The sequence below is a fragment of the Streptomyces viridosporus genome, from assembly GCF_002078235.1.
Taxonomy (GTDB): Bacteria; Actinomycetota; Actinomycetes; order Streptomycetales; family Streptomycetaceae; genus Streptomyces; species Streptomyces viridosporus.
Genome location: NZ_MSGP01000051.1, coordinates 1 through 11,188 on the forward strand (window position 1 = coordinate 1; position 11,188 = coordinate 11,188).

At 72.9% G+C, this 11,188-nt stretch carries 12 protein-coding genes; 6 read left to right on the forward strand and 6 right to left on the reverse strand.

Annotated features, from left to right (window positions below; all coding sequences use genetic code 11):
* Positions 1-15: 15 nt before the first annotated feature.
* Together B7L92_RS03740 and B7L92_RS03745 are read right to left on the reverse strand one after the other, a co-directional pair.
* On the reverse strand, positions 16-249 hold the full coding sequence (locus B7L92_RS03740; protein WP_081236061.1) for a DUF3263 domain-containing protein: 234 nt from the start codon (positions 247-249) through the stop codon (positions 16-18).
* Positions 250-296: 47 nt separating this feature from the next.
* Positions 297-1,604 (reverse strand): extracellular solute-binding protein, encoded by a 1,308-nt coding sequence (locus tag B7L92_RS03745; protein WP_497590769.1) that lies wholly within the window; start codon positions 1,602-1,604, stop codon positions 297-299.
* 114 nt (positions 1,605-1,718) lie between these two features.
* Here B7L92_RS03745 and B7L92_RS03750 point away from each other — a divergent pair, with 114 nt between their 5' ends.
* From B7L92_RS03750 to B7L92_RS03760, 3 genes are all read left to right on the forward strand, one after another.
* Positions 1,719-2,642: an ROK family protein gene (locus B7L92_RS03750; protein WP_107501362.1), complete on the forward strand. Its 924-nt coding sequence runs from the start codon at positions 1,719-1,721 to the stop codon at positions 2,640-2,642.
* Positions 2,642-3,790, forward strand: a complete 1,149-nt coding sequence (gene nagA, locus B7L92_RS03755; RefSeq protein ID WP_081236064.1) for an N-acetylglucosamine-6-phosphate deacetylase — start codon at positions 2,642-2,644, stop codon at positions 3,788-3,790. Before B7L92_RS03750 ends, nagA begins: the two co-directional genes overlap by 1 nt.
* A gap of 118 nt (positions 3,791-3,908) precedes the next feature.
* Positions 3,909-4,838, forward strand: coding sequence for a 1-phosphofructokinase family hexose kinase (locus B7L92_RS03760; RefSeq protein WP_081236065.1), 930 nt, complete (start codon positions 3,909-3,911; stop codon positions 4,836-4,838).
* 19 nt (positions 4,839-4,857) lie between these two features.
* On the opposite strand, the gene B7L92_RS03765 is transcribed toward B7L92_RS03760, so the two are convergent.
* Entirely contained in the window at positions 4,858-5,796 is a 939-nt protein-coding gene (locus B7L92_RS03765) for a carbohydrate-binding protein (RefSeq protein WP_081236066.1), read from the reverse strand.
* A 175-nt stretch (positions 5,797-5,971) separates the two neighbouring features.
* Positions 5,972-7,666: a diguanylate cyclase CdgB gene (gene cdgB, locus B7L92_RS03770; protein WP_081236067.1), complete on the reverse strand. Its 1,695-nt coding sequence runs from the start codon at positions 7,664-7,666 to the stop codon at positions 5,972-5,974.
* Between the two features lie 324 nt (positions 7,667-7,990).
* On the opposite strand from cdgB, the gene B7L92_RS03775 reads away from it, so the two are divergent.
* Positions 7,991-8,575 (forward strand): flavin reductase family protein, encoded by a 585-nt coding sequence (locus B7L92_RS03775; RefSeq protein ID WP_174703925.1) that lies wholly within the window; start codon positions 7,991-7,993, stop codon positions 8,573-8,575.
* Between the two features lie 78 nt (positions 8,576-8,653).
* On the forward strand, positions 8,654-9,124 hold the full coding sequence (locus tag B7L92_RS03780; protein WP_081236068.1) for a GNAT family N-acetyltransferase: 471 nt from the start codon (positions 8,654-8,656) through the stop codon (positions 9,122-9,124).
* Positions 9,125-9,185: 61 nt separating this feature from the next.
* Here the strand turns inward: B7L92_RS03780 and arfB are convergent, their stop codons facing one another.
* The gene (gene arfB, locus B7L92_RS03785) at positions 9,186-9,623 is read right to left on the reverse strand and encodes an alternative ribosome rescue aminoacyl-tRNA hydrolase ArfB (RefSeq protein WP_026085076.1); all 438 of its coding nucleotides are present in this window, start codon (positions 9,621-9,623) and stop codon (positions 9,186-9,188) included.
* A gap of 151 nt (positions 9,624-9,774) precedes the next feature.
* On the opposite strand from arfB, the gene B7L92_RS03790 reads away from it, so the two are divergent.
* Entirely contained in the window at positions 9,775-10,350 is a 576-nt protein-coding gene (locus B7L92_RS03790; RefSeq protein ID WP_004986538.1) for a TerD family protein, read from the forward strand.
* A gap of 138 nt (positions 10,351-10,488) precedes the next feature.
* Here B7L92_RS03790 and B7L92_RS41905 read toward each other — a convergent pair.
* A partial coding sequence (locus B7L92_RS41905; RefSeq protein ID WP_304364696.1) for a M1 family aminopeptidase occupies positions 10,489-11,188 on the reverse strand: 700 nt, incomplete at its 5' end.

Below are 11,188 nucleotides of genomic sequence, written 5' to 3' on the forward strand. Positions count from 1 at the left end.
CCGGGAGGCCCGCCGTCAGCGCTGCGCGCGGCGGGCCTCCCGGACGCGGCGCAGGCGGTTGACCGTCACCGGGTCGTGGGCCAGGGCGCGCGGGTCGTCGAGCAGGGCGTTGAGGAGCTGGTAGTAGCGCACCGGGGCCAGGCCCAGTTCCTCGCGTATCGCCCGTTCCTTCGCGCCGGGGCCGGAAAAGCCACGGCGCTCCAGCGCGAGGATGTCCTGTTCGCGCCGCTCCAGCCGTTCCTCGTCCATGCCCCGCACGGTAGCCCCCGGCACCGACAGCAAGGCCCCCGCGGGGCCTACTCCGCGCTCTCCGCCCGCACGGCCGTCGCCTGGAGCCCGCCCAGGACGCCCGCCGGGCTGCCACCCGGGGCGACCGCCTTGCCGATCTGCTGCTTGATCTCCGCGCTGACCGCCGCCCAGGAGGTGGTGCCGACCGGGTAGTGCTCCGAGGTCGGCAGCTGGTCCAGGAAGGGCTTGAGGTGCTTGTCCCGCGCGGACCCGCTCATCGTCCGGGACGCGGAGTTGGTGACCGGCAGCAGGTCGTACTCGCGGGAGAAGTCGAGCACGTTCTTCTCGCTGTAGACGAAGTCGAGGAAGTCGCCGACCTCGTCGCGGTGGCCGTTCTCCTTGAAGGCCATCATCCAGTCGGCGACGCCGAGCGTGGGCCGGCTGTCGCCGTCGGCCGTCGGCGTCGGCACCATGCCGAAGTCCACGCCCTTCTTCTCGGCCATCTCCATCAGCGTGGGATGGCCGTTGAGCATGCCGACGTCACCGGCGGCGAACGCGGCGAACGCGTCGGCCCGGTCGAGCTTGCCGGGGGCGACCGGGCCGGTCAGGCCCTTGCCGACCAGCTCGTTCTTCAGCCAGTTGAACGTCTCGACGTTCTCCGCGGAGTCGAGGGCGTACGTGCCCATCATGTCGGTGTAGCCGCCCTCGCCGCTGAGCAGCCACTGCATGGTCTCGGCCTGCGCCTCCTCCTTGCCCAGCGGCAGCGCGTAGGGGTACTTCACGCCCTCGGCCTTGAGCGCCTCGGCGTTCGCGGCGAGCTCGTCCCAGGTCGTCGGCGGGGTGAGGTCGGCCTCGGCGAACAGCTTCTTGTTGTAGAACAGCACGCGCGTGGAGGAGGCGAAGGGCATGCCGTACTGGATGCCGTTGACCTGGCCCGCCGTGGCCAGCTGGGTGAGGAAGTCCGCCTGCACGGGGATGGAGAGCAGGTCGTCCGCCTTGTAGAGCATGTCGTCGGCCGCGTAGTCGGCGTACGCGCCGATCTGCGCCAGGTCCGGCGGGTCGCCCGCGTCGACCATCTCCCTGACCTTGCGGTCGACGTCGGTCCAGGAGTGGACGCGGACGTCGACCTTCACGCCGGGGTGGTCGGCCTCGTAGCGCTCGACCAGGTCGGCCCAGTACTTCTTGGAACTGGTGGCCGCGCTGTTGCCGTAGTCGGCCGCGACCAGTCTCAGGGTCACGTCGGAGGAGCCGTCACCGCCGCATCCGCCGAGGACTCCCGTCAGTCCCAGTGCGGACACCACCGCGATCGCCCTTGTCCTGACCCGCCGCTGCACTCTTCCCGCCCCAAACCGGCGCCTCGCGCCGTCCGACGACATTCCGATAATCGGAACAAGGTCTACACCACGCAAGTGGACTAGACCTCTCCCGGGTCCCCGGGCCACACTGTCCCCGTGAGACATGTCATCGCCCTCGACGTGGGCGGCACCGGGATGAAGGCCGCCCTGGTCGGGGCGGACGGCACGCTGCTGCACCGGGCCCGCCGGTCCACCGGCCGCGAACGCGGCCCGGACGCCGTGGTCGCGGACATCCTCGACTTCGCCGCCGACCTGCGCGCCCACGGCATCGAGCACTACGGCGAACCCGCCCGTGCCGCCGGCGTCGCCGTCCCCGGGATCGTCGACGAGGCGGAGGGTGTCGCCGTCTACTCGGCCAACCTCGGCTGGCGCGACGTCCCGCTGCGCGCACGGCTCGCCGAACGGCTCGGCGGCGTCCCCGTCGCCCTCGGCCACGACGTGCGCGCCGGCGGGCTCGCCGAGGGCCGGATCGGAGCGGGCCGGGGCACCGACCGGTTCCTGTTCGTGCCGCTGGGCACCGGCATCGCGGGCGCCATCGGCATCGACGGCCGGGTGGAGGCGGGCGCGCACGGCTTCGCGGGCGAGATCGGCCACATCGTCGTACGGCCCGGGGGCGCCCCCTGCCCGTGCGGTCAGCGCGGCTGCCTGGAGCGGTTCGCGTCCGCGTCGGCGGTGAGCGAGGCGTGGGCGGCGGCCTGCGGCGACCCCGGTGCGGACGCGGCCGACTGCGCCGAGGCCGTCGGGGCCGGGGACGCCCGGGCCCGCGCGGTGTGGCAGGAGGCGGTGGACGCGCTGGCCGACGGGCTGGTCACCGCGCTCACCCTGCTGGATCCGCGCACGCTGATCATCGGTGGTGGACTGGCCGAGGCGGGGGAAACCTTGTTCACACCACTGCGGGAGGCCGTCCGGCGGCGGGTCACCTTCCAGAAGCTGCCGTCCCTGGTCCCCGCGGCGCTCGGGGACACCGCCGGATGCCTGGGCGCGGGACTCCTCGCCTGGGATCTCCTCGAAACCGCCGGCTCCCCGGCCCCTTCAGCCCCCTCGGAGGTAACCGCCTGATGGCCCCCACCAAGGTTCTCACCGGTGCCCGGGTGGTCCTGCCCACCGGCACCGTGGACGACGGCCGCGTGATCGTCGACGGCACGCGGATCGCCGCTGGGGGGTCACCCGCGAACGCCGAGACGATCGACCTCTCCGGCCACTGGCTGCTCCCCGGCTTCGTCGACCTCCACAACCACGGCGGCGGCGGGGCGTCCTTCACCTCCGGGACGGTCGACGACGTCCTGCGGGGCATCCGCACCCACCGGCTGCACGGCACCACCACCCTGGTCGCCTCCACCGTCACCGGCGACATGGACTTCCTCTCCCGGCGCGCCGGCCTGCTGTCCGAGCTGGCCGAGCAGGGCGAGATCGCGGGCATCCACTTCGAGGGGCCGTTCATCTCCCCGTGCCGCAAGGGCGCGCACTCCGAGCGGCTGCTGCGCGACCCCGACCCGGCGGAGGTCCGCAAGCTCCTCGACGCGGCGCGCGGGCACGCGAAGATGGTCACGCTCGCCACCGAGCTGCCGGGCGGCATCGACTCCGTACGCCTGCTGGCCGAGCACGGCGTGATCGCGGCCGTCGGCCACACGGACGCCACCTACGAGCAGACCGTGCAGGCCATCGAGGCCGGCGCCACGGTCGCCACCCACCTCTTCAACGCGATGCCGCCCCTCGGCCACCGTGCCCCCGGCCCCATCACGGCCCTGCTGGAGGACGAGCGGGTCACGGTCGAGCTGATCAACGACGGCACGCACCTGCATCCGGCCGCGCTCCGACTGGCGTTCCACCACGCGGGCGCCGGGCGGGTCGCGTTCATCACGGACGCGATGGACGCGGCCGGCTTCGGCGACGGCCGCTACATGCTCGGCCCGCTGGAGGTGGAGGTCGCGGACGGCGTGGCCCGGCTGGTGGAGGGCGGCTCCATCGCGGGCTCGACGCTCACCCTGGACCGTGCCCTCCAGCGGGCGGTCACGGTCGACGGGCTGCCGGTGGAGGACGCGGTCGCGGCCCTCTCCGCGAACCCGGCGCGGCTGCTGGGCATGGACGACCGGATCGGCTCCCTGGAGCCCGGGAAGGACGCCGACCTGGTGGTCCTGGACGCGGACTTCGCCCTCAGGGGCGTGATGCGCCGGGGTGAATGGGTGGTCGATCCCCAACCGGCCTGATTCGTCCCGCAGTCGGAGGAGGGCGGCCGGTCCCGGGGGTGGGCCGGTCGCCGTCTCTTTGGCATGATCGTGCCCCCGGAGCGCACCGCAGACGCAGGCAAAAGGGGAGGTCGGCCCGGTGATCCTCACGGTTACGCTGAACACCGCTCTCGACATCACCTATCGCGTGCCGTCCCTGCGGCCGCACGCCTCCCACCGGGTCTCCGAGGTGACGGAGCGCCCCGGCGGCAAGGGGGTCAACGTGGCCCGGGTGCTCGCGGCGCTCGGCCACGAGGTGACGGTCACCGGTTTCGCGGGCGGCACCACGGGCCGGGTCCTGCGGGACCGGCTCACCGGGACCCCGGGCGTGCGGGACGCGCTGGTCCCGGTGTCCGGCACCACCCGGCGCACCATCGCCGTGGTCGACGAGCGCTCCGGGGGAACCACCCAGCTCAACGAGCCCGGTCCGACGATCGACCCCGCCGAGTGGTCCGCCTTCCAGGAGGCGTACGGGGACCTGCTGGCCTCGGCCTCGGCGGTGGCCCTGTGCGGCAGCCTGCCCCCGGGCGTCCCGGTCGGCGCCTACGCCTCACTGGCCCGCATCGCCCGGGCGGCCGGGGTGCCGGTCCTGCTGGACACCAGCGGGGCGGCGCTGCGCCGCGGGGTCGCCGGGCGCCCCGACGTCCTCAAGCCGAACGCCGAGGAACTGGCCGAGCTCACCGGCTCCCACGAGCCGCTGCGCGCCACCCAGGACGCCCGCCGCCGCGGCGCCGGCACGGTGGTCGCCTCCCTGGGCCCGGAGGGCGTCCTCGCGGTGACCCCCGAGGGCCGCTGGCGCGCCACCCCGCCGGCCCACCTGCACGGCAACCCCACGGGCGCCGGCGACTCCCTGGTCGCGGGCCTGCTCGCGGGCCTGGTGGAACACCTGCCGTGGCCGGACCGCCTGATCCGCGCGGTCGCCCTGTCGGCGGCGACGGTGCTGTCCCCGGCGGCCGGCGAGTTCGACCGGGCGGCCTACGAGGACCTGCTGGGCCGCATCGCGGTGACGGCGGAGGCGAGCGCGGCCTGAGGCAGGCCCGCCGGCCGTGCTACTTGGTGACCTGGCCTTCCTTCAGCCAGAGCTGGTCCAGCAGGACGTTGCACTTGTCGCCGTCGTTGCAGGAGACCGAGATCGTGTTGGTGCCCTTGTTGAGGGTGGGCCAGGCGTAGGTCTTGGTCCAGCCCTTGGAGAAGTCGCCGTCCGCGGCGCGGGCGAAGTTGTCCATGTTCAGCTTGTTGCCGAACTCCTTGCCGTTGACGGTGAGCGTCATCGACTGGGGCTCGTCGGTGGTGCTGTAGCGGACGAAGACGGTGTAGGCGCCGTCCTTCGGGATGTCGTCGACGGTCCAGGTGACCGAGGCGCCCGGCTGGTTGAGGTTGGTCACGTAGATGCCGCCGTCGGACTGCGCGCCCTCGACGTCCGACGCGAGGGAGGCCGTTCCGCCCAGGCGGAGCGCCTTCGCGTCGATCGTCGGCAGCTCGGCCTTCTCCTCCTGCTCGCCGGCGCTGCTGCTCGCCGTCGGGCTCGGCTCGCTGGTCTGGGACTGGGTCGGAGTGCCGTCCGCCTGGTCGTCGCCGCCCTTGTCCTCGTCGTCACCGCTGATCATGGCCACGCCGATGCCGATCACGACCGCGGCGACCACCGCGATCGCGCCGATGAGCAGGACCTTGGTGTTCGGGCCGCGGCCCCGGCCGCCGTGGCCGCCGCGGCCCGGCTGCGGCGTCTGGGCGGTGGCGCCGGGCAGCGTCTCCGGGGCGGCGTAGTGCGCGTTCGGCTGGCCGTAGACGCCCTGCTGCGGCGGTGCCTGGGGAGCGGGTCCCTGCTGGCCGTACTGGCGGGTCCCGACCGGCCGCACCCGGTTGACCGAGTTCGGGTAGCCGTAGCCCCCGGACGGCGGCTGGGCTCCGTTGGCCTGGCCGTCGGCGTAGAGGTAGCCGAACGGGTCGTCGTCCTCGGGCGTGCTCGCGCCGTTGTTGCCGGGCGTCATCCCTTGGTGCTCCTAGGTGCGGATCGGATGCGGTACGAGTGTGAGCAGGGCGAGCCTACCTTCCCCCCACCCCGGATTCACTCGAACGGGGGGTCCCGCACCCGGTGGTCCGAACCGGTGAGACGGCCCGCATCCTTCCCTTGACCTGCGGTTCACCTCGTACGTGACCCGCCGTTCACCCCGCGCGCCTGTGCTGTTTGGGACGAGATCGTTTCTCGACGTACATCCGCTCGTCGGCGGACTTCAGCACCTCGTCCGCCGTCATGCCGCAGTGGGCCCACCCGATGCCGAAACTGGCCCCGACGCGCACGGCCCGGCCCTCGGCCCGGATGGGCTGGATGATCTCGTTGCGCAGCCGTACGGCGAGGTCCTGGGCGTCGGCCCGGCCGAGCCCGTCGGCGAGGATCACGAACTCGTCGCCGCCGAGCCGGGCGACGGTGTCGCCGTCGCGGACGCCGTTGCCGAGCCGGCGGGCGACCTCGATGAGCACCGCGTCTCCCGCGTTGTGCCCGAACCGGTCGTTGATCGACTTGAAGCCGTCGAGGTCGCAGAAGAGCACCGCGAGCCCCTTGGTGCCGTCGTCGGACTCCTCGGTGGGGGCGATGGTGTGCACGTGGTGGTCGTACGCGTCGGCACCGGGCGGGAAGTCGAAGTCGTGGCCGCGGTCGAAGACGGGCGGGCCCTGGGCGGCGTCCTGGGAGCCGTAGGAGTCGAAGGAGTCGAAGGACTCGTAGGGGGCCAGGGAGTCGACGGCGGCGGGCACGCCCTGCGGCGGCTGCCGGCACAGCCGGGCGGAGAGCCGGGCGCGCAGTTCGGCGGAGTTCGGCAGGCCGGTGAGGGAGTCGTGGGAGGCGCGGTGGGCGAGCTGGAGCTCGCGGCGCTTGCGCTCCTCGATGTCCTCGACGTGGGTGAGCAGGAAGCGGGGCCCGTCGGCGGCGTCGGCGACCACGGAGTTGCGCAGGGACACCCAGACGTAGCTGCCGTCGCGGCGGCCCAGGCGCAGCTCGGCGCGCCCGCCCTCGGCGGAGGTGCGGAGCAGGGTGCCTATGTCCTCGGGGTGGACGAGGTCGGAGAAGGCGTAGCGGCGCATCGCGGAGGCGGGGCGGCCGAGCAGCCGGCACAGGGCGTCGTTGGTGCGCAGGATCCGGCCGTGCTGGTCGCCGCCCATCTCGGCGATGGCCATGCCGGAGGGGGCGTACTCGAAGGCCTGCCGGAAGCTTTCCTCGCTGGCGCGCAGCGCCTGCTGCTCGCGCTCCAGGCGGACCAGGGCGCGCTGCATATTGGCACGTAGACGCGCGTTGCTGATGGCGATGGCGGCCTGGAAGGCGTACATCTGGAGCGCCTCGCGGCCCCAGGCGCCGGGCCGGCGGCCGTTGCGCGGGCGGTCCACGGAGAGCACCCCGAGCAGCTCGCCGGAGGTGCCGCCGCCCTGCGGGCCGGGTGCGTACATCGGGGCGAAGAGACGGTCGGAGGGGTGCCACTCGTCCTCGAAGCGGGGCGCGGGCCCGTCGGTGTACCACTGCGGGACGTCGTCGTCGTCGAGGACCCAGCCCTCGGTGTGGGGGATGAAGATCAGGTCGCCCCAGCGCTCGCCCATGGTCAGGCGGCGCTCCCAGGAGTCGCGCGAGCCGACCCGGCCGGTGATGAGGGCCTCGGCGGCGGGGTTGCCGGCGAAGGCGGCGACGACCAGGTCGCCGTCGGCGCGTACGAGGTTGACGCAGGCCAGCTCGTACCCGAGGGCGTTCACGACGCCGTCGGCGACGGTCTGCAACGTGTCCGCCAGGCTGCGGGCCGTGTTCAAGGCGGCCATGACCTGGTGCAGTTGTCGCAGGGACGCAAGACGGACGTAGGGTTCCGAGTCGGTCTCCATCCTCGCCCTCCCCCCGAGACCTCGGAGTGAATCAAGGGTTCTCTTCGGCGCCTTTCCCGATGGTGCCCCGGCAGCTTCCCGCCACTGAATCACAGCGCGCTGCTCACTCGGTACACAGGGTCAACAATTCCCGTCCCTTGTGACTCAAGTCACAGCCAAACGTGAACAATTACGCGGCCTTTCCAGAGTTTTCCGTGCATGCCCCGAACACGTCCTTCACGGCGGTTGCGCGCGGTTCGCGCCCGGGTCGGCCGCTGGTCCTAGGTCCTCGCTCGGGCCGGGGCCCGATGCGGCGGGTGTGAAGCGGAGATTAGCGTTCCCGGTGTGCCGAACACTCCAGCCACCCCCTCCGTGATCACCCCCGTGCCCGCCGCCCGGCATGCTGAGGGGGTGAGCAACGACGAGTTCCGCGCCGCCATGTCCCGGCTGGCCTCCGGCGTGGTCCTGGTGACCGCGCAGGAGCCGCCGCTGGACCCGGACGACCCCCGGGCGCCGGCCGGCGAGGACGCCGGCATGACGGCGACCGCGTTCCTGTCGGTCTCCCTGGACCCGCCGCTGGTGCTGGTCAGCCTGCGCGAGGGCTCCCGCATGGACGACCTGCTCGACGAACAGCCCCTGTGGGCGGTGTCCGTGCTGTCCGAGAGCCAGCGGCACATCGCGGGCCGCTTCGCGATGAAGGGTCGCCTCAGCGACCGCCTCCTCTTCGAGGACATCCCGTACGTCCGGGGCGAGTACACCGGGGCGCCGCTGGTGGGCGGTGCGCTGGCGACCCTGGAGTGCCGCACCGAGCAGCGGGTGACCGCCGGGGACCACACCCTGGTGATCGGCCGCGTCCTGACGGCCCGGCTGCCGAGCGCGGGCGGGGAACCGTTGATGTATTTCCGCGGCCGTTACCGGCAGTTGGGCTGAACGCCGGCCACCGGCGCCCGCTTTTCCGGTCGTGAAATCCCTTTTGCCGAACGGGATTTCCGACCCTAGGGTGCCCGAATGACGACGACCGCGCCCCGCCTGGAAGAGGTCACCGCCGAAAATCTCGACGCCGCCCTCGGCGTACGGGTCCGCCCCGACCAGGAACACGCGGTCGCGCCGGTGGTGAAGTCCCTCGCCGAGGCCTACGTCCACCCCGGCACCGCCTGGCCCCGGCTGATCGTGGACGGCGACCGCGCGGTCGGCTTCCTGATGGCCTTCTTCGACATCGACTGGCACGACGACGGCGGCAGCGTCGTCCGCTCCGGTCTGTGGCGGCTGAACATCGCCGCCGAGGAGCAGGGCAAGGGGTACGGCCGCTTCGCCGTGGAGTCGGTGGCCGCCGAGATCCGCCGCCGCGGCGGCAAGGAGCTCCACGTCACCTGGCACCCCGGCCCGTCCGGCCCGGAGGGCTTCTACCTGGGCCTGGGCTTCCGCAGGAACGGTGAGGTCGTCGGGGGCGAGACGGTGGGCGTGCTGGAGCTGGGGTGACCGCCCGCCGGGGCCGACCGGCCCCCGGGGCACCCCGGGCGGCCCGCACCGGCCGGTCCGGTCAGCCCCAGTCCCGCGCGGAGCGCCCCCGCTTGGTCTCCGAGCGGCGCTTCTTCTCCCGCAGCCGGCGCTCGTTGATGCCGCGCGGGACACGGGTCGGCCTGCGGGGCCGGGGCGGCGGCGCGGTGGCCTCGGCGAGCAGTGCCGCCAGACGCACGGCGGCGGCCTCGCGGTTGCGCCACTGGGAGCGGTGCTCGGAGGCGCGGACGGTGACGACGCCCCCGACCAGCCGGCCGGCCAGCCGCTCGAGCGCCCGCTGCTTCCACACCTCGGGCAGCGCCTCCGTCCGGGCGAGGTCGAACCGGAGTTCTACCTGCGAGTCGCTGGTGTTCACGTGCTGCCCGCCGGGCCCCGAGGAGCGCGAGAAACGCCACATGAGCTCGGCCTCGGGCAGGGAGACGGAGCCGCGGACGGGATAGGGACCGGACATACCCTCCATGTTCCCGCCCCTGACCGGTCCACGTCACCCGAATAAGTCGCGTAAAGAAAGTAAAGGGACCCGGAACCCCGCGCCCCCCTCTCCGCGTTCAAGGGGATGGCTGTAGCTTCAGCTTCTGGCCGTACGCACACGAGGGAAGGGACTCCCAACAATGGCTGTAAGCCTGTCCAAGGGTGGCAACGTCTCGCTCACCAAGGAGGCTCCGGGCCTGACCGCCGTCACCGTGGGCCTCGGCTGGGACGTCCGCACCACCACCGGCACGGACTTCGACCTCGACGCGTCGGCCATCGCGGTCAACGCCCAGGGCAGGGTCTACTCGGACGCCCACTTCGTGTTCTTCAACAACAAGCAGACCCCGGACAACTCCATCGTCCACACCGGCGACAACCGCACGGGTGAGGGCGCCGGTGACGACGAGGCGATCAACGTCAACCTGGCCGCGCTCCCGGCCGACATCGACAAGATCGTCTTCCCGGTGTCGATCTACGACGCCGAGAACCGCAGCCAGAACTTCGGCCAGGTGCGCAACGCCTACATCCGCATCGTCAACCAGGCCGGCGGCGCCGAGATCGCCCGCTACGACCTGTCCGAGGACGCGGCCACCGAGACCGCCATGGTCTTCGGCGAGCTGTACCGCAACGGCGCGGAGTGGAAGTTCCGCGCGGTCGGCCAGGGCTACGCCTCGGGCCTGGTCGGCATCGCCCAGGACTTCGGCGTGAACGTCTGACGGACGCCCCGTCCGGGCCCCCGCGGAAGCGGGGGCCCGGGCCGCCTCCAGCCGCCGGGGCAGTGCGCTCGCCCGTCGTCGACGCAGGGCGCGGGGCGCCCCCGGCCGGACAGGGCGGATGCGGACGGCGGCGGGGGGTCAGGGCCGCCGCGGCTTCCCCTCCCCGTACAGCCAGTCCGCCCAGATCCCGCCGAAGTCCTTCTCAGGGGCCGACTCCTCCACGTACGCCGTGAAGTCGCCGGTGTCCGCGTTGCCGTGGCGGTACTTCTCCGCCCAGCCCTTCAGGAGGGCGCGGAACGGACCGTCGCCGACCGTCTGCCGGATCTTGTGCAGGACCATCGCGCCGCCCTGGTAGACGGGGACGCCGGAGATGTGCGCCGCGTCGGGCGGCCGGGCCGGCGGGAACGACCAGAGTTCCTCGTCCGACTCCGCCTCGTCGAAGTAGGTGCCCGCGTACAGCGCGTCGAAGGTCCGCTGCGCGGTGTCCCCGCCGTGCTCCTCCTCCCACAGCCACGTCGCGTACGTCGCGAAGCCCTCGTTGAGCCACATGTCCCGCCACGTCTTCGGGGTGACGGAGTCGCCGTACCACTGGTGGGCGATCTCGTGGACCAGCAGCTCGGTGGAGGGGGCGCCGGGGAAGACGGGGCGGTTCTGGGTCTCCAGGGCGTACCCGGCGTCCCCGGGGCGTTCCACGATCGCGCCCGTGGAGGAGAAGGGGTACGGGCCGAAGGTCCGCTCGCCCCACTCCACGACCTCGCCGAGCCGTGCCAGGACCGCGCGGCTCGCCCGAGCCTGGTCCGGGTCGACCGCCGTGTACACGGGCAGACCGCCGGCGGTC